Origin of the sequence: Brevibacillus nitrificans (genome assembly GCF_003710965.1) — a bacterium.
Taxonomy (GTDB): Bacteria; Bacillota; Bacilli; order Brevibacillales; family Brevibacillaceae; genus Brevibacillus; species Brevibacillus centrosporus.
Genome location: NZ_RHHU01000010.1, coordinates 129,502 through 146,480, shown reverse-complemented (window position 1 = coordinate 146,480; position 16,979 = coordinate 129,502). Strand labels below are relative to the sequence as shown.

Annotated in this window: 17 protein-coding genes; 2 read left to right on the top strand and 15 right to left on the bottom strand. The window is 52.6% G+C overall.

Features of this window, described 5'->3' with window-relative positions:
• Positions 1 to 20 precede the first annotated feature (20 nt).
• A complete protein-coding gene (locus EDM59_RS14285; protein WP_122924217.1) occupies positions 21 to 803 on the bottom strand; it encodes an SDR family NAD(P)-dependent oxidoreductase in 783 nt (260 codons plus the stop codon).
• A gap of 156 nt (positions 804 to 959) precedes the next feature.
• Positions 960 to 2,168, bottom strand: a complete 1,209-nt coding sequence (locus EDM59_RS14280; RefSeq protein ID WP_122924216.1) for a cytochrome P450 — start codon at positions 2,166 to 2,168, stop codon at positions 960 to 962.
• A gap of 204 nt (positions 2,169 to 2,372) precedes the next feature.
• Here EDM59_RS14280 and EDM59_RS14275 point away from each other — a divergent pair, with 204 nt between their 5' ends.
• The gene (locus tag EDM59_RS14275) at positions 2,373 to 3,089 is read left to right on the top strand and encodes a TetR/AcrR family transcriptional regulator (protein WP_246011052.1); all 717 of its coding nucleotides are present in this window, start codon (positions 2,373 to 2,375) and stop codon (positions 3,087 to 3,089) included.
• 69 nt (positions 3,090 to 3,158) lie between these two features.
• Here EDM59_RS14275 and EDM59_RS14270 read toward each other — a convergent pair whose 3' ends face one another.
• The 8 genes from EDM59_RS14270 to hppD all read right to left on the bottom strand — a co-directional run bounded on the left by EDM59_RS14270 (position 3,159) and on the right by hppD (position 10,767).
• Complete coding sequence (locus EDM59_RS14270) at positions 3,159 to 3,677, bottom strand: DUF2179 domain-containing protein (RefSeq protein WP_092266259.1); 519 nt, start codon at positions 3,675 to 3,677, stop codon at positions 3,159 to 3,161.
• Between the two features lie 122 nt (positions 3,678 to 3,799).
• The gene (locus tag EDM59_RS14265) at positions 3,800 to 4,003 is read right to left on the bottom strand and encodes a hypothetical protein (RefSeq protein WP_174769287.1); all 204 of its coding nucleotides are present in this window, start codon (positions 4,001 to 4,003) and stop codon (positions 3,800 to 3,802) included.
• A 95-nt stretch (positions 4,004 to 4,098) separates the two neighbouring features.
• Positions 4,099 to 4,392 (bottom strand): DUF3817 domain-containing protein, encoded by a 294-nt coding sequence (locus EDM59_RS14260; RefSeq protein ID WP_092266261.1) that lies wholly within the window; start codon positions 4,390 to 4,392, stop codon positions 4,099 to 4,101.
• A gap of 133 nt (positions 4,393 to 4,525) precedes the next feature.
• Positions 4,526 to 6,061 carry an MDR family MFS transporter gene (locus EDM59_RS14255; RefSeq protein ID WP_122924215.1) on the bottom strand — a complete coding sequence of 512 codons (1,536 nt, stop codon included), beginning with the start codon at positions 6,059 to 6,061 and terminating at the stop codon, positions 4,526 to 4,528.
• A 140-nt stretch (positions 6,062 to 6,201) separates the two neighbouring features.
• Positions 6,202 to 7,356 carry a homogentisate 1,2-dioxygenase gene (locus EDM59_RS14250; protein ID WP_122924214.1) on the bottom strand — a complete coding sequence of 385 codons (1,155 nt, stop codon included), beginning with the start codon at positions 7,354 to 7,356 and terminating at the stop codon, positions 6,202 to 6,204.
• 40 nt (positions 7,357 to 7,396) lie between these two features.
• Entirely contained in the window at positions 7,397 to 8,665 is a 1,269-nt protein-coding gene (gene fahA / locus EDM59_RS14245; RefSeq protein WP_122924213.1) for a fumarylacetoacetase, read from the bottom strand.
• Positions 8,666 to 8,667: 2 nt separating this feature from the next.
• Positions 8,668 to 9,621 carry a hypothetical protein gene (locus EDM59_RS14240; protein ID WP_246011050.1) on the bottom strand — a complete coding sequence of 318 codons (954 nt, stop codon included), beginning with the start codon at positions 9,619 to 9,621 and terminating at the stop codon, positions 8,668 to 8,670.
• Between the two features lie 24 nt (positions 9,622 to 9,645).
• Positions 9,646 to 10,767: a 4-hydroxyphenylpyruvate dioxygenase gene (gene hppD / locus EDM59_RS14235; RefSeq protein WP_122924211.1), complete on the bottom strand. Its 1,122-nt coding sequence runs from the start codon at positions 10,765 to 10,767 to the stop codon at positions 9,646 to 9,648.
• A 260-nt stretch (positions 10,768 to 11,027) separates the two neighbouring features.
• On the opposite strand from hppD, the gene EDM59_RS14230 reads away from it, so the two are divergent.
• Positions 11,028 to 11,273, top strand: coding sequence for a DUF1450 domain-containing protein (locus tag EDM59_RS14230; RefSeq protein WP_122924210.1), 246 nt, complete (start codon positions 11,028 to 11,030; stop codon positions 11,271 to 11,273).
• A 509-nt stretch (positions 11,274 to 11,782) separates the two neighbouring features.
• Here the strand turns inward: EDM59_RS14230 and EDM59_RS14225 are convergent.
• The 5 genes from EDM59_RS14225 to EDM59_RS14205 all read right to left on the bottom strand — a co-directional run bounded on the left by EDM59_RS14225 (position 11,783) and on the right by EDM59_RS14205 (position 16,963).
• Positions 11,783 to 12,352 carry an FAD-dependent oxidoreductase gene (locus EDM59_RS14225; RefSeq protein ID WP_122924209.1) on the bottom strand — a complete coding sequence of 190 codons (570 nt, stop codon included), beginning with the start codon at positions 12,350 to 12,352 and terminating at the stop codon, positions 11,783 to 11,785.
• Between the two features lie 144 nt (positions 12,353 to 12,496).
• Positions 12,497 to 14,011 (bottom strand): histidine ammonia-lyase, encoded by a 1,515-nt coding sequence (hutH, locus tag EDM59_RS14220; protein ID WP_122924208.1) that lies wholly within the window; start codon positions 14,009 to 14,011, stop codon positions 12,497 to 12,499.
• Between the two features lie 66 nt (positions 14,012 to 14,077).
• Positions 14,078 to 15,550 (bottom strand): sodium:solute symporter family protein, encoded by a 1,473-nt coding sequence (locus tag EDM59_RS14215; RefSeq protein ID WP_122924207.1) that lies wholly within the window; start codon positions 15,548 to 15,550, stop codon positions 14,078 to 14,080.
• A gap of 3 nt (positions 15,551 to 15,553) precedes the next feature.
• Complete coding sequence (locus EDM59_RS14210; protein WP_122924206.1) at positions 15,554 to 15,742, bottom strand: DUF3311 domain-containing protein; 189 nt, start codon at positions 15,740 to 15,742, stop codon at positions 15,554 to 15,556.
• Positions 15,743 to 15,769: 27 nt separating this feature from the next.
• Positions 15,770 to 16,963 carry a M20 family metallopeptidase gene (locus EDM59_RS14205; protein WP_122924205.1) on the bottom strand — a complete coding sequence of 398 codons (1,194 nt, stop codon included), beginning with the start codon at positions 16,961 to 16,963 and terminating at the stop codon, positions 15,770 to 15,772.
• Positions 16,964 to 16,979: the final 16 nt, after the last annotated feature.

Genomic DNA, 16,979 nt, shown 5'->3' with positions numbered 1-16,979 from the left:
GACCGTTCCTCACTGGCAGCTTACAGGACAGCTGCTTTTCCTCCATCAATGTTAACCGATGTCCCGGTGACATAAGAAGCAGCATCTGATACCAGGAACGTGATTACCTTTGCCGCCTCTTCCGTTTGGCCAATTCGTCCGAGTGGAATCGCATGGCGAGGGTCTTTTGCAAACTCATCCCACGTAAGCTCTGGTGCCGATGCTTGCCAGAAACGCTCGATCTGGTCGCTGCGAATCAAACCGATGCACACCGCGTTGACCCGGATGTTGTCTGGTGCGAGGTCCTTGCTCATCGCTTTGGTCAAAGCCAGACCAGCAGCCCGACTCACAGAGGTTGGCATCGAGGAAGCGGACGGTGTTTTGCCGCCGACTGCCGTCACATTCAAGATCGCTCCGCCCCCGTTTTGACGCATGTACGGAACAGCTGCCCGCGAAAAATGAACCGCTCCAAACAGCTTCAGATCCAGGTCGGCTTCCCACATGTCCTCGGACACTTCCTCAAATGGACGCGCAGCAGACGTGCCTGCATTGTTGACCAAAATATCCACGCTGCCAAAGCGCTCTACCGTCTTCTCCACAGCCAAGCGAACATCTTGCTTTGCGGACACATCAGCGGCAATGACCAACGGCTCCTGCCCCGTCTGTGCCGCAATCTGTTCCGCTGCCTTTTGCAGTGCCTCCAAACCCCGGGCAACAAGCGCTACATTCGCGCCTTCTGCTGCCAATGCCATGGCGGTTGCAAATCCGATCCCTTTACTGCCTCCCGTAACAATCGCTGTTTTTCCTTGCAAACCCAGATTCATCGCCTGATACCTCCTGCTCCATACCGATAGGGTGATAGGGACGTCTACATTCTTTGCATCTTTTTCCCATCCATTATACCGTCCCCCTGTCCTTTCAAACAGACGCTTCTTCCTTGGAAGTGCAGCCACGGTTTCGGCACTCGGCAGGAGTTAGTATCAGCGATCGATATAGATCGGCAGGCTAGTCAGTGTAGAGCCATGGGAAACGAGATGATCCCAAGGGCGGTACCCCTCTGCGAGACGAATATTGGCAAACGCCTTCATAAAAGATGTCATCGCGTACTGCGTTTCCAATCTCGCCAAAGGAGCGCCCAAACAGAAGTGCTGCCCGTTGCCAAAGGAAAGGTGCTCCTTGCTGTTCTGCCGGTGAATATCAAAAGTCTCTCCGCCTACAAACTGGCGCTCGTCGCGGTTTGCAGAAGACATCCAGGCAATCACGATCTCGCCACGCTTCATGGGTACGCCGAGAACGTCGGTATCCTCCTTCACGGCACGATCCAGGCTCGCGATAAAATGATAGCGCAGCACTTCTTCACAAGCCTGCGGAATCAGCTCCGGCTGTTTGCGCAGCTGTGGGTACACCCCTTCCTTGGCAAAATAATAGAAGCACTGCGTCAGCCAGGTTGTCGTCGTCTCGTTGCCTGCTCCCAATAGCCCGATTCCGGAGCCGACGACTTCCTCATCCGTCAGCTTTGTCCCCTCGTACTCCGCCTGTGTCAGATCGGACAGGATATCGTCTTGCGGCTGGCTGCGCTTTTGCTTGACCAACGGCAGCAGGTACGCGCCAAACTCCTTCATGACTTTTGCTTTTTGCTTGGTTGTCTCCTCGATTTCCTCCTGATGGTGCGGCAGGAACAAAATATCGGACCATTCCTTGATCTGCTCCCAATCCGAGTTCGGCACCCCTAGCAAATCGGCGATGATGGTTACGGGGAGACGAACGGCAAATCGCTCGTAAATATCTACAGGCTTGGACAAATCCTCAGCCGAAATTCCTTGAATCAAGAAGTCCACAACCGCTTGAATACGAGGCTTCCAGGCATCGAGGCTGCGCGGAGTAAAAGCGCTTGCGAGCAGTCCGCGGCGCTTTCTATGCTCGGGCGGATCAACCGAGGTCAGATTGATGCTGCTCTCCAGCTGTATCGGAATCGTACTCCGCTCCCGCTCACTGGTAAACGTTTTGTAATCGGAAAGAACCCGCTTGACGTCCTCATAACGAAAGACATTCCACACCCGCTGCTGCTCATCGAAGAAAATCGGGTTATGCTCCCTCATCTCCCTGTACCACGGGAACGGATTCCACCTCTCCTCATTCGTCTCAAGCTTGGATATGCCACTCAAAAAAATGATCTCTTTGCCATTCATACTGCCCCCTCCTCACCGTCCAGAAAAATGTAGTTCCACTGCCACACTTTGGCGTACCTATTTTGTCCTGCCGTCCTATCCCTTACCCGCGCAGATCCGGATGACCAGCAAGAACCCGTTTTCTTGTCAGGCCGTCCATAGTAAACTAACGATAAATAACATGCACGGCTCTTGGCTTGGCAAGTAGGATAAGGTGATAGAACGGTGAGTAAAAACAAAACGATTCAACGAACACGCATGTGGAAATATTTTGTGGAGGCTACGGCGGATATCATTCTGGAGGAAGGCGTACCCAACGTCACGATCCGTAAAATTGCCGATCGGGCCGGCTATAACAGCGCGACGATCTACAACTATTTTAGCGAGCTTTCCCATCTCGTATTTTTTGCCGCCATGAAGTTTCTCAAGCCCTACACGGAAGCAGTTGTTCAGACCTATCAGGACCCACAGCTTTCGGCACAGGAGCGCTACCTGCGCGTATGGGAAATCTTTTGCCAGCATTCCTTTCAAAATCCGCAAATTTTTCATGCGATCTTCATCGCGGACCTGGGGAGTCAGCCCGAGGAGCTGCTCTCGCACTATTACAGCGTCTATCCGGCTGATCTGATTGCGATCCCGGAAGAGCTGCAGCCTATGCTGGGCACGTACAACATCAACAGGCGCGGACTTATCAGTCTGGAGCTTCTCGTCAAGGAAGGCTTTTTGCTCCAGCAAAAAATCGAGGCTGTCAACGAGCTAACCCTCTTGATCTGGCAAGGCATGTTTACCGCTTTCCTGAACAATCGCAGCAGCTACGCGCCAGAGAAAGCCGCACGGCATGCGGTGCGCTACATTCGGGAAATCGTGCTGAATGCCAACCAACTGAATCTTGAGGACGAAGCGAGGACAGGAAATACGTCCCCTTTTGCCCCCTCTCTATGAACGAAACAGAAAAGCCAGCGAAAGCCCTCTTATAGGGACCACCGCTGGCTTTTTTTCATGTTTTCTCGCTCAAGGGCGCAGGCGCTTCACCCAAAATCCGCCTCGTAACTGCTTCGGTTCCAGGGAGATAACAAACGCTTTCGGCGCAATTTCATAAATATGATTCCACAATTTCTTTTCATTCGTGCGCTTGGTCAGGACCTGCATCATCAGCCGCTGGCCATCGCGTCCTTCGGCTACCCAAGAGGTCACGCCGAATCCGCATTGACGCAGCTTGTCCGGCAGCTCCAGATCGACCGAATCGACAACCACTTGCAAGGTGACGTAGCCGAGAGCCAAAAACTCCTCAATCTTGCTCCCAACAAACACACCCAATCCCCAGCCAATGCAATAGGCCGCCAGATTGACGGGATTGTCCAGGTTGTCCAGAACCAGACCCAGCCCTTTCAAGTAAACGAAAACCTCGACCATGGCGACGATTGATGCCAAAAAACGATACCCTTTGATCACCATCAGTAGCCGCAGCGTAAAGAATGACACGTACAAAATGTTGATGCCAATGATGATCAAAACAAACTCCCAACCCATTGCGCTCCTACCCCCACCCGAACCGGGCAATCCTGTATTTTCGTAATCGTGATTATAATATAATCCATACGAAATACAAAATCCAGATGGAAAATTTGCACACAATAGCGATTGGGACAACCTCACACAAAGCATCGCGCTATCGCATTTTTTCCTTTGTGGCTCTCGTTCAGCTCATCCGTTGCCAGCTTTTCATCGGTCTGCGTCAGAGTAATGATCTGCGGAAGAACGAGAAAATACCGGTTCTCCATCAAGGTTTCAAGAAAGTACTTGTTCTCCTGGTCCCACGAAAGAATACCTGAGATAATTCTGGTCTCCACATGCATCCTCCCTCTCTCATTTCAACTGCGGCTTGATTATATAGCAAAGACGGGTATGTTTACCCGCCTTCGTTGTCGTGTTCGATCCTGTTGTCTACGCTTTACGGCTGTTCCCGCTTGAGACGTGCGTCCAGTACAAAATTGCCAAATGGCAGCAGTGACGCGATAAACGCACCAGCCACTTTCAAAATGGACCATCTTTTTTGGAAGGTCACATGTGCAAGTGCAAGTAGATAGAGTACGAAGAACAAGCCATGCAGCGATCCGGCCACTTTTACGGCAACGGGCACATCCAGCCAATACTTCAGAGGCATTGCGATCCCGAGCAACACCAAATACGAGATTCCTTCCACAATACCGATTACACGAAAACGTCCGAGAGCCGTATTCATCATGAGCGGGTACCATCCTTGAATGTAATTACCATCATTATAAACGAAAAACTATCGAAAGAATGGTAATTGTCCAATGTTCATAATAATTTCAAAATCGGTCGCCCATCCCATTTTCCTCCAGCGAATCCAGCACTTATGCCCCGCCTCTCCCCGGATTTGGTTGCTTGTGCCCTGTGACATTCACCTGCACGCGCTCATTGCCCATCAGGATGATAAAGATGACGGCCAATCCCGCAGGAACCAACGCCCACAGAAACGTATGCGCGATAGACGAGGCGAGGAAATCCGTGATCTGATCCAGGATGGGGGAAGGTATCGCTGCCCGCGTTTCTGGTGTCAGGATCGCTCGCGGATCGCCTACGATTCCCTCTGGAAGACCGGATTGACCTGCAAACGCGTTTTTCATATCGCTCTCGAACAGGTTGCGCTGCACAATCCCAAAAATCGTAATTCCAAGCGTCATACCCAAGGAACGGAAAAACGAGCCTGTCGAGCTGGCCGATCCTCGCTGCCGCATATCAAACCCGTGAATGACCGCCATTCCCAGTACCGAGAAAGAAAAGCCTACTCCAAAACCAGTCAGTATCATGTAAATCGTGACAAGCCATCTCGGCACTTCCGGATTCAGCGTGCTTAACAGGAAAATACCAGGCACAAAAAAGACGGCGGATATCAGCATGATGCGGCGAAAGCTTATTTTCGTAGTGAGCATCCCGCCAAGCTGGCTGCCTATGACGGAGCCTACCATCATCGGTGTTAACAGCAAACCGGAATTGGTAGCCGATCCCCCGTACACCCCCTGAATATAAATGGGAAGATAGACCGTCGAGATAATAAAAGCAGCGCCATACAAGAGGGCAACGGCATTGCTGGCCGCAAACAAACGGCGCTTGAACATCGCAAACGACAGGATCGGCTCTGCCGCTTTCGTCTCGATCCATAGAAACAGGAGAAACAGAATCAGGAAGCACGTGAGCAAGCCCAGGATTTGCACCGACCCCCACGCGTATTGATTGCCGCCTAGCTCCAGGGAAAACATCAGGCTGACGACAGCTCCCACGAGGGTGATTGCGCCCCACCAGTCGATGCTTTGCTTTCGATGCTCCAGCGATTCCTTGTAATACACCGAAATGAAATAGAGGGAGAGCGCCCCAATCGGCACATTGATATAGAAGATCCAATGCCAGCCGATGTACTCGGTGATGTACGCGCCAAGCAACGGCCCAAACACACTGGACGTACCGAATACGGCACCGAAAAGACCCGTCATTTTCCCCCGTTTTTCTGGCGGGAACACATCAAAAATAATGGTGAAAGCGATCGGCATCAGCGCGCCGCCGCCAATTCCCTGGATCGCGCGGTAAATACTCAGCTCGACTATGCTGTTCGCTGTACCACACAAAATCGACCCTAGCAGGAATACGATCAACCCGAACACATAAAACCGTTTTCGACCATACATATCGGACAGCTTCCCGAAAATCGGCATCCCTGCCATCGTTGCCACCATGTACGCCGAGGTTACCCAGACGAACTTGTCTAGTCCGCCTAGCTCCCCTACAATCGTTCCCATCGCCGTTGCTACGATTGTATTATCCATTGATGCCATCAACAGGCCCAGCAAAAGACCTGCGAGGACAAAATTCACTTTGCTTTCCTTGGTGATCAACCAATCCCCTCCTTCCTTGCGGTACTTCCGGTTGCTCTTCCAAATGTATCCGCTTTTCCTTGCCTTTATAATGGTTCTACACGAAAAAAAATGCTCCTGCGCAAAGGAGCATGGAAACCATCTCATTCATTTTTCTGATACTAGGGCAGCCAGCTGTACATGTAGTTCGGATCTTCATAGGAATGGGCCTGCTTGACGACTCGCAGCGGACGGAAGGTATCGATCATGACAGCCAGTTCCTTTGTTTCCTTTTTGCCGATGCTGCCTTCCATTTTTCCTGGATGCGGACCATGAGGCAGCCCGCTTGGATGCAAAGTGATCGAGCCCTCGGAAATTCCTTTGCGGCTCATGAATTCGCCAGCAACGTAGTACAGGACCTCATCGCTTTCTACGTTGCTGTGCACGTAGGGAGCCGGGACTGCCAGCGGATGATAGTCGTACAGACGAGGAACAAAGGAGCAAACCACGTAGTTGTGCGCCTCAAAGGTTTGGTGCACCGTCGGCGGCTGATGGACGCGACCTGTAATCGGCTCAAAGTCGTGAATGCTGAAAGCATAGGGATACAAATAGCCATCCCACCCGACCGCGTCCAATGGATGAAAATCATAGAGGTACGATGTCAGCATCCCCTGCGCGCGTACGCGAACCTCGAATTCTCCCTGTTCATCCTTTGCCTCCAGTCTTTCGGGCACTCGAAAATCCCGCTCGCAAAACGGCGAATGCTCCAGCAGCTGTCCATGCGCATTGCGGTATCGTTTCGGCGGAACGATTTCCGAATTAGATTCGACCACCAGAAAGCGAGCCTCGCCCGTTTCCAGAACAACACGATAGGTCGTGCCAATCGGAATGATCAGGTAATCGCCCGGATAGAAGGAAAGCTCTCCGAAGATGCTCTCGATTTTCCCTTCTCCCTCGTGGACAAAGATCAGCTCGTCGCCTTCCCCGTTCCGGTAAAAATAAGGCATGCTCTGCGTCGGACGTGCCACTCCGATCGTCAGATCCTCATTTCCCAAAAACATGACTCTCGCTTCCATGAAGTCCCCGCCTGCTTCCACGCTTGCCGTCCCAAAATGGCGGTGCTTGAGGGCATCCTTTTCTTCCCATTCATAGTGAATGTCTTTGATTTTCTTTACGGCTTTCACCTGCGTAGGCGGGTTGATATGGTAGATCAACGATTGAATCCCGGAAAATCCCTTGGTCCCCATCAGCTGCTCGTAGTAGAGTCCGCCGTCCTCTTTTCGAAACTGCGTATGACGCTTCGGGGGTACGTTTCCCAGCTTTATATAGTGCGGCATCCATGCTCCTCCGTTTCCTATCCTTTATCACGTCTGACTGTCAGCTCGATTTTCCTGCTGGAAGAACGCGCCCCGTCACTTCACCAAATCCGATCCGATAGCCTTCCCCCTGACACCATCCGGTGATCGTCAGACGATCCCCATCCTCCAGCCAGACTCGCTGTTCGCCGTTTTCCATCTCAAGCGGTTCTGTTCCGCGCCAGGAGAGCTCGAGCAAGCTGCCCCGCATCTCTTTTTCCGGTCCGCTGATCGTTCCTGAAGCTAACAAATCACCAGGTCTCAGGTTGCAACCTCCCACGGTATGATGAGCGATCTGCTGTGCCATGCTCCAGTAGAGATAGCGGAAGTTGCTGGTGGCAATCCGCTGTGGCTTCCCCATACTCGCTCCTTGCAACGACACCTCGAGGTGAATGTCAAACGAGCCTGCGCCAGTGGACCGCAAATAGGGCAGTGGCTGCGGCTCCTGTTCGGGTCCTGCCATGCGGAAAGGCTCCAAAGCCTCAAATGGGATGACCCATGGCGAGATCGACGTCGCGAAGTTTTTCGCAATAAACGGCCCGAGCGGCTGGTACTCCCACGTCTGAATATCGCGGGCGCTCCAGTCGTTCACCAGCACAAGCCCGAAAATATGCTCCTCCGCCTCTTCCACCGGTATTGGTTCTCCCAGCGGATTGCCCGGACCGATCAGCCAGCCCATCTCCAGCTCGAAATCTAGCTGCTTGCAGGGACCGTAGACGGGTGCTTCTGCTGCCGGCGGCTTCATCTGGCCCTGTGGCCTGCGCACGTCCGTCCCGCTGAGAACAACAGAGCTTGCCCGGCCATGATAGCCGACGGGAAGATGCGTCCAGTTGGGCATGAGGGCATTGTCTTTTCCGCGGAACATGATCCCGACATTCGTCGCATGCTCCTTGGATGCATAAAAATCGGTGTAATCGCCGATCTGTGCTGGCATGAGCAGCTCGACGTCCGTCATCCGGTGAAAAGCCTTGTCCCGAAGCACGGCATCGTCGCGCAGGGTCGCTTCATCTGCACTGAGCAGCTGCTGGATTTTCGCCCTCACTTCCTTCCATACCTTGCGCCCGAGAGCCATATAGGCGTTCAAGGAGGGCTGGTCAAATACGTTTTTGCCAGCCACACCAGTCGTCTGGAAGTGCCCACATTTGTCGAGAACCGAAAGATCCAGGACGAATTCTCCGATGGCAACACCGATACGTGCCGTTCGGTCTGATCGTGGACGAAATACGCCGTATGGCAAATTCTGAATGGGAAAAGGAGATTCTGCTCCAACCTCGATAAAGGAACGCATCATGGTCATTTCTCCTCCTGAAAGGTAAAGTGCAAACCTCGCAAATCGTCCCGAGGCTCGTCAAAGCTGCAGCTGCCATACGAGCACAGGGCTACTTCTCGCAAACGCCTAATGTCTGCGGCAGAGATGGAAAGCTCTCGCCAAGTCAGCCCATCCGACTGAAACGAGAAGTGCTCGGCTTGCTCATCCCCGAGTATTTCCTGAACGGTCTGTGCATCCAGCTGATGGACGCAGGCTAGCAAGCCTGCTGTAAAAACGTTGAGAAAGCCATGCATCCGGGTTTGAACCTCCTGGCGGTACATGCGGATGGGATGGTGCAGCCCTGCCGTAAATTTGAGGGCAATCCCGCGGTCCCGACAACCGATGAGAACGGCTGCCACCTGCTCCACTGTTGGGAACGCTTCTGCCGTCACTCCTCCGGCACGCAGCTTCAGGCCCAGCTTCATGTCCCCTTGTGCGTTGATCGCGGCGATGGCATCGAGAGCTTCCATCAAACGAGCTTCCCGCTCTGGATGAAAGGGTTCCGCGAGCTCGCAAAAAACGCGCAGGTCTCGCTTTTTCGCCTCCTCCGCAATGAATGCTAGCAGGCTGCCGCCTTCCCAAGCAGGAGGAAGGGGCTGCTCCCAGACCCCGACCTTTCCCGACTCTGCGAATTCAGCGTGAAAGGAAGCCACCTGGTTCAGGTCTTCCAGCAAGTACTTCCTACAGCTTTCCTCATCTGCACTTTTCCGTCCCAGTGCAGCGATCTTCAAAGGCTGCTCTTTGGAAAACAGCGTCTTGTACGGAGCCAAATCCATCAAGGCCGAAGCCGGAATGACGAAGTGCCCCAGCATCCAGGCGTCAGGATCTGCCTGATAAGAAGCGTAATGACGCACCGATGTCTCCAGCGGCAGACTAGCTGGAGGAAACAATCCAGCGTAGTCAATCAGATGGGTCAGAAAAGCTTGTATGCTCCCCACTTCCAACTTCCCCTCCCGAGATACTTACATATTTCCACGCCGTTCTTGTTCGCGCTCGATCGACTCGAACAAAGCTTTGAAATTACCATCGCCGAATCCTACTGCCCCTTTGCGCTGAATGATCTCGATGAACAGCGTCGGACGGTCCACGATCGGCTTCGTGAAAATTTGCAGCAGATAGCCTTCATCGTCGCGGTCTACCAGGATATTCAGCTCCTGCAGCTTTTGCAGATCCTCGTCAATATCCCCTACACGGCTGGCCAGCTCTTCGTAATAGGTGGAAGGGGTCGACAGGAATTCAATGCCATTTGCTTTCAGCGCAGCTACTGTTTTGATAATGTCATTAGTCAGCAAGGCCAGATGCTGTACACCTGCTCCATTGAAGTACTCCAAATATTCCTCGATCTGCGACTTGCGTTTTCCTTCGGCAGGCTCGTTGATCGGAAACTTGATTCGACCCGTACCATTCATCATCACTTTGGACATCAAAGCGGAGTACTCCGTAGAAATATTCTCATCGTCAAAGTGCTTGAGAACCCGGAAACCAAACACGTTTTCATAGTAGGAGACCCACTTCTCCATCTCCTCCACGTTCCCTACGATGTGGTCGATCCCGATCAGACCCGTAGACTCGGCTGCAATCGTTCCCTCGTACGGCTCAAAGCCCGGCAAAAAGGCGCCCGTGTAATCCGTCGTTTCCACCAAGGTATGGATGGTGTCCCCATATGTACCGACAATCGCCTTCTTGACGGTTCCGTTTGCGTCCTTCTCTTCCCACGGCTCGCGAATCGCGATCGCCCCGCGCTCGACAGCTCCCCAGTAGGCCGCCTCCACATCGGACACCTTCAGAGCTATGTCGCTTGCTCCCTCTCCGTGAAGCTTGACGAAATCAGCAATCTCGGTATTCGCCGAAAGCGTCCCCGTCACGACAAAGCGGATCGCTCCCTGCTCGAGAACATAAGAGACTCGGTCCCGGCAATTCGTTTCCAGCCCTCGATAAAAAGTCATTTGAAAACCAAAGGCTTTGCACAAGTAATAAGCAGTCTGTTTGGCATTTCCTACGAACAGCTCAACGTGATGAATGCTTTGTACAGGGAAAATCTCTTCTCTTTGCTCGACTTTTCCAGTTACTTGTTGAACGGACATGAACATTTCCTCCTAGTGGTTTCCGAATTTTCATTTGAGGTGCGACTGAAATGATGAATGATTTTTACAATTCAAAATAGTAGGAGGAAATGATTGTCCGTGCAAGAACACGCGCCAACGCAGACGTGCTTTACCGGACTTGCCATGCGCTACGTTAAAGCGGTTGGGATTTGATGCATGCTCTTGCTGAGATTTCCATACGGCTTATAAAATTCATTCCAGAAGATCCAATACCGTTTTATGCAAAAGGGGCGAGGAATATGGAGCCTATCATCAAATTTTGTCCGTGCAATTTGGAAGGACAGCTGTGCGAGGTAAAGGAAAGGTTGAGGCAGCTGTCCAATGTCACCGTGACGGATGAGCGTTGCCTCAATTACTGTGGTCAGTGTCTGGAGAAGCCTTTTGCCCTGCTCCATAAAAAGAATGTTGTTGGCGATACGGCTGAGGAGCTCTATCGTCTTCTCGTGGAAAGGCTAGCTGTGGCGGAAAAGTCAGGAAGTACGTGACAGGTGGTCGTTTATGCTGTTGGGGAGGAGAGGAAAAGGGAGAAAACGCTCCGTTAGTAGGGCCACTTGCTTGGGGGCGTTCCTGTCCGGCTCCATTTCAAAAGCTTAAGCCCGCGTCCAAAGTGGTCGTTCCATAGATGCCTGTTCAGAGGTGGACGCTAAGAGCAGGTTCCGCTTTTTCCACTTCGCCTGGGCTGTGTCCCTAATGCCCTCGCTTATTTTCCCCTTTTCCTCGGCCAGCTAGATCGTTCGGGCGTCTTTTTTGGGGAATTTTCTTCGGTGTCCCTTCAAGAAATCAGGTGCCCAAAGCCAAGCAACGACGTTAAAGCAGCGTGCTGGAAACCATTTTAATTCTAAAGTGTGTGGGCATCGTATGGGAGTGCATTTTGGAAGCGTAGTATGCTATGAACCGGATTGGAAGATCGAACGCTTCCCCGCATAAAAAAACACCTTTCCTGTTTCCGCCAGAAGGCAGAGCTCCAAAAAAGGTGTCGTTTGGGTTTGTCCGTTTAATTTGTTTTCAAAACATCGTGATCTACATAACGCTCGCCGTTCAGCTCGCTGATGACATTGATCGCCACTTTTGCTCCATCGCCGGAAGTGATGATGGTATGTACGCTCACGCCAGCAACCGTACCTGCAGCCCAGATGCCTGCCACGTTTGTTTTTCCTTGTGCATCTACATCCACGACTGTCTTGATGCGAGGTTCTGTACCCGCTTTGGTAGCCACTCCCGCTTTTTCAGCCAGGTCTACCAGAGCACCAGTAGCCAGGATGACGTGCTTCGCTTCAAAGGAGCCTTTTTCAGCCGTTTCTACAGTCAGACCTTGCTCCCCTTTTACAATGTTCGTTACTTGATCGGTAATCAATTCAGCACCGAATTTGGCTGCATGCTTTTTGCCCGTTTCAATCAGGTCAGGGCCGGAAATTTCCATGATTCCATAATGATTTTCCATCCAAGCACGTTTTGTCATGCTTTTATCACTGTCGATCAACAATGTTTTTTTCCCTGCTTTCGCAGCAAACAAAGCTGCACTACCACCTGCGGGACCCGCACCAATAATCACGATATCGAACAAGACAAGCAACCCCTTTCCAAAATGTGTTTCACAACATAATTATATACTATGTCTAAAAAAAGAAAACCCCTGAAGTGTATCTCCAGTAGGTTCTCCAAAACCGGCACCCTGACTATTCGTTTATTATTACGCACTCCGTTCGCATCATTCTATCCGCTCCGCCAGCAAGGCTAGGGCAAGCTGCTCGATCTCGGCACTGATGGCGCGGTCTGTCTCCAGTGGCGGAACGATCGCGCGTACCCACTCCAGCTGCAGCTTGGTGCGTGGTGCAAGGTCGTCTTCCGCTTGCTGTAGATAGATCGCCTGCGAAGCGCAGATCATCTCGATGGCGATGACGCGGGCAGCATTATGAACGATTTCGCGTGCTTGACGGGCGGCAATGGTCCCCATGCTGACGTGGTCTTCCTGATTGGCCGACGAGGGGATCGAGTCGACGCTCGCAGGATGAGCCAGCACTTTGTTTTCCGAGACAAGTGCAGCGGCGGCGTATTGTGCGACCATCAATCCGCATTCCAGCCCCGGATTTACGGCCAGAAACGGGGAGAGTCCACTCAGTTGCGGATTTACCAGCCTCTCAATCCTCCGCTCGGAGATGTTCGCCCATTCAGCAGCAGCGATTTTCAGATGATCCATCGCCAGCGCGATTGGCTGTCCGTGGAATTGGCCGCCCGATAGGACCCGTCCGTCTGGAAGCACGATCGGATTATCCGTCGTCGCATTCATTTCTATCGTCAGTTTGTCAGCAACATAACCGACTGCTTGCCAAGATGCTCCATGCACTTGAGGAATGCAGCGTAACGAGTAAGCGTCCTGAACGCGAAGCTCGCCCTGTGCAGTCGTTCGTCTACTGCCAGCAAGCCATGTGCGAATACGGGAGGCTACTTGCTCAAGCTCACGATGGGGACGCGTCGCCAGTAGTTCGGCGTCAAATGCATCAGTAATCCCCCTTAGCGATTCAATCGTCAGGCAAGCCGCCATATCGGCAGCATAGCCAAGATTCTCCGCTTCCGTGATGGCGATCACGCCAACGCCAGTCATCGCCTGCGTACCATTGATCAAAGCCAGCCCTTCCTTTGCTTCCAGCCTGACCGCAACTAAACCTGCGCGAGCTAACGCTTCCGCCCCGCTCATCCTTTCTCCCTGATAGACCGCAGAGCCTTCTCCTACCAGTAGCAGCGCCATATGAGCCAACGGTGCCAAATCTCCACTGGCACCAAGTGAGCCTTTGCATGGAATGACAGGATGAACGCCGTGATTGATACAATCGATCAACAGCTGCAGCGTTTGCGGGCGAATGCCGGAGAAACCTTTTGCCAGTGCATTGGCCCGTAGCACCATCATGGCTCGTACGATATTTTCCGGGAGCGGCTCCCCTACCCCTACTGCATCTGCTCGCAGCAAGTTCAATTGCAGCAGCCCTACATCCCGCGCGTTTACGGAAACATCGCTTAGCTTGCCAAATCCGGTGTTCACGCCATAGATCACCTTGCCTGCCGCGATATGCTCCTCAATCAGACTACGGCTTTTCCGTACGCGCTGCCACGCCTCCTCGGAAAGTGCGCAGACCGTCTCTCCTTTGACGATCATCTGGATATCTTCACGCGTCAGCTGGTTGCCATCCAGCTCAACGATCCGGCTGCTTTTGCCAAGTTTGTTCATCTCTTCATCCTCCATCCCTTCGCTGCATCTGATTGGTTCGCCCTTTTTGCTTGTAAGCTATGAAAGCTACACGGCTGCATCGGCTTGCCCTCTTTTACCCAGGTCCAGATGACGCGTCGCCATACTGACTACGAGTGAAACGACCACATTGACGATCAACGCCACAATTCCGATATCTAGATCTTTAACCGCTTGCGGGAAAAAAGGAAAGATCTTGTCCATCGTCATATTCGTGACGGTCACATATCCAACGACGACGACTCCCGCGATGATTCCACAGAACGCTCCTTGAAGCGTCAGCACGTTTTTGCGCTGCAGACTGAAGACTAGTGCCGGGAACAGCTGGGTCACAAAGCCGTATGCCATAATCAGCAGCGTAATAATCGTCTTTCCGCCATGAAAGGTAAAGTAGAGGCAGATGAGAGCAATGACCGGAACGAGCCAACGGGTAATACGCGCAAGCTGGTCATCGGGCGTCTGCGGTTTCCAGACCTTGTAGACGTTTTTGGACAAGAGAGTAGCTGCTGCCATCAAAAGCAGGGAGCTGGGTACGAGCGCCGCCAAAATCCCCGCTGCGCCAATCACACCGACGAACCAGGGATCAAACACATTTTTCGCCATCTTGAACAAGGCGAGATCCATATCTGGGCCCTGCAGCCCCGGTACTTGCAGAATCGCCGCGAAGCCGATAAACAGCACCAGCACCAACACCAGTTGATACAGTGGAGTAAGCGCCGCATTTTTTCGCAAAGCACTCTCCGTTCTTGACGTAAAAATCGCACTGTACATATGCGGCCACATGCTTGCCCCGAAAGCGAACAGGATGCAGGTGGAGATGTACCAGGACACACTCAAACCTTTGTCAGGAACCAGCAAAAAGCCCGGCTTGGCTGCATCGATCGCCTGAAACATCGGCTTTAACCCGCCGTAATAGTGATACGGTAAGTAGAGCGCGACGAACACGATCACGACCAGCATCACAATATCCTTGATGACCGCTGTCCACGCAGAGCCATGAATCCCCGACACCATCACATAAAACGCGACAGACAGCATCCCGATCCAGACGGCTACGGTCGGCGAGATCAATCCGTAGGAGGCCTCCGATACGATGATGCCAAGCCCTTTTAGCTGCAGCACCAAGTATGGAACCATCGAGACTACCCCGACGACAGCGGCAAGCACGCCCAACGCCGGACTGTTGTACTTGCTCTGAAAAAAATCAGACTGGGTCAACAGCCGGTGCTCCTTGCCATAGCGCCAGACGATCGGTGTCACCCAGTACATCACGATGTAGCACAGGGCACTGAACACATAAATCGTTGGCCCACCCAGACCGTAAGCCGCTCCGCTAGCCCCCAGAAACGTGTAGGTAGTAAAATTTTCGCCAGCCATCAGCAAAAAGACGAGAAGTGTTCCGAAGCTTCGTCCGCCGACTGCCCATTGCTCGAAGTTCATCTGCTTGCCTTTACGCGCGCGAAACCCGAGATACAGCGAGAGCAGAAAAAAGAGCAGAATCATCAAAAGAGACATGTTCATCGCCTATTCCTCCTCCTTCTCGACCGTGAGCAGTTTATTGCTGATCAGGAGGCAAACAGAGGTCAAAACCATCCAGAGAACGGCCCAAAACATCACAAAAGGCATGCCCAAGACATAAGGCTCTACACGATTGATTACCACAAGCGAGCCCACAAACGGAAGAACACTCAAGACAAAATGAATTTTTCTCAAGACAATGCCTCCTAACTCCTTTGGGGGTCAGCGTCTGCGATCAGCCAGCAGCTTGCATGCAGCATAGACCGCCACTTTCACTCCGTTTTCCAGCGCGTCTTCGTCAATCGTGAACCGCGGATGATGATGCGCATACGTAATGCCTTTGGCCGGATTGCCAGCACCTGTCACAAAGAAAGCCCCCGGTGTCTTCTGCAAAAAGGCGGAGAAATCTTCACCACCCGTAACCGGTCGAAATTCTTCAAAGCTCTCGTCTCCCAGCACTTCTCGCACACTCTCCTCGATCACACGCGCGACCGCATGATCATTCACCACTGCCCGATATCCGAAGCGATACGTAAAATCATAGGAGGCTCCGTGCGCTGCGCAAATCCCTTTGATCACTTGCTCCATACGAGCAGGCATCGATTCACGCAGCTGACTGTCAAAGCTGCGCACCGTACCGGACAGGGATACGGTGTCGGGAATGACGTTGGTAGCCGTACCTCCGTGGAACTGCGTGACGGACAAAACGAGACTGTCGAGGGGATCGACGTTGCGTGCTACGATATGCTGCAGATTGGCTACGACCTGAGAGCCGATCGCGATACAATCCACTGCATGCTGCGGCATCCCACCGTGTCCGCCTTTGCCGTTGATTGTCAGGTAAAACTCATCCGAGGCAGCCATCATCCGCCCGTAGGTCACACCAACTTTACCGACGGGAAGCTGCGACATCAGATGGTTGCCGATCACGATGTCCACGCCCTCCATCACACCTGCTTGCATCATTTCCTCCGCGCCGCCTGGAAACTGTTCTTCTGCATGCTGAAAGAGAAAGCGTATCTCGCCCGACAGCTCCTCTCGTAGACCTACGAGGATTTTCGCCGCCCCTAAAAGCATCGCCGTATGTCCGTCGTGACCGCATGCATGCATGACACCCCGATTTTGGGAGACAAATGAAAAATCATTTTCCTCCGTGATCGGAAGCGCATCCATATCTGCCCGAATAGCAAGCACAGTTCCCGGCAGCTTGCCAGTCAGCCGTCCGACAACACTCGTTCGTGTCGGTCGGGAAAGCTCGATCTGTCCAAACGACTTCAGGGTGTCATACACGAATTGCGCCGTCTTCTCCTCGTGGTAGGACAGCTCAGGATGCTGGTGTAAATGACGACGCCATAAAATGACCTCTTCCTTGATCTCATCAACCAGTCGCGTAAGTCTCGCAGTGGCAAGCTCCATTCGGAATCCCCTCCTT

Excerpts from the sequence above, each read along its gene's own strand:
- EDM59_RS14285 (WP_122924217.1), bottom strand. The coding sequence starts at position 803 with ATGAATCTGGGTTTGCAAGGAAAAACAGCGATTGTTACGGGAGGCAGT.
- EDM59_RS14280 (WP_122924216.1), bottom strand. The coding sequence starts at position 2,168 with ATGAATGGCAAAGAGATCATTTTTTTGAGTGGCATATCCAAGCTTGAG.
- EDM59_RS14270 (WP_092266259.1), bottom strand. The coding sequence starts at position 3,677 with ATGGGTTGGGAGTTTGTTTTGATCATCATTGGCATCAACATTTTGTAC.
- EDM59_RS14265 (WP_174769287.1), bottom strand. The coding sequence starts at position 4,003 with ATGCATGTGGAGACCAGAATTATCTCAGGTATTCTTTCGTGGGACCAG.
- EDM59_RS14260 (WP_092266261.1), bottom strand. The coding sequence starts at position 4,392 with ATGATGAATACGGCTCTCGGACGTTTTCGTGTAATCGGTATTGTGGAA.
- EDM59_RS14250 (WP_122924214.1), bottom strand. The coding sequence starts at position 7,356 with ATGCCGCACTATATAAAGCTGGGAAACGTACCCCCGAAGCGTCATACG.
- fahA (WP_122924213.1), bottom strand. The coding sequence starts at position 8,665 with ATGATGCGTTCCTTTATCGAGGTTGGAGCAGAATCTCCTTTTCCCATT.
- hppD (WP_122924211.1), bottom strand. The coding sequence starts at position 10,767 with ATGTCCGTTCAACAAGTAACTGGAAAAGTCGAGCAAAGAGAAGAGATT.
- EDM59_RS14230 (WP_122924210.1), top strand. The coding sequence starts at position 11,028 with ATGGAGCCTATCATCAAATTTTGTCCGTGCAATTTGGAAGGACAGCTG.
- hutH (WP_122924208.1), bottom strand. The coding sequence starts at position 14,011 with ATGAACAAACTTGGCAAAAGCAGCCGGATCGTTGAGCTGGATGGCAAC.
- EDM59_RS14215 (WP_122924207.1), bottom strand. The coding sequence starts at position 15,550 with ATGAACATGTCTCTTTTGATGATTCTGCTCTTTTTTCTGCTCTCGCTG.
- EDM59_RS14205 (WP_122924205.1), bottom strand. The coding sequence starts at position 16,963 with ATGGAGCTTGCCACTGCGAGACTTACGCGACTGGTTGATGAGATCAAG.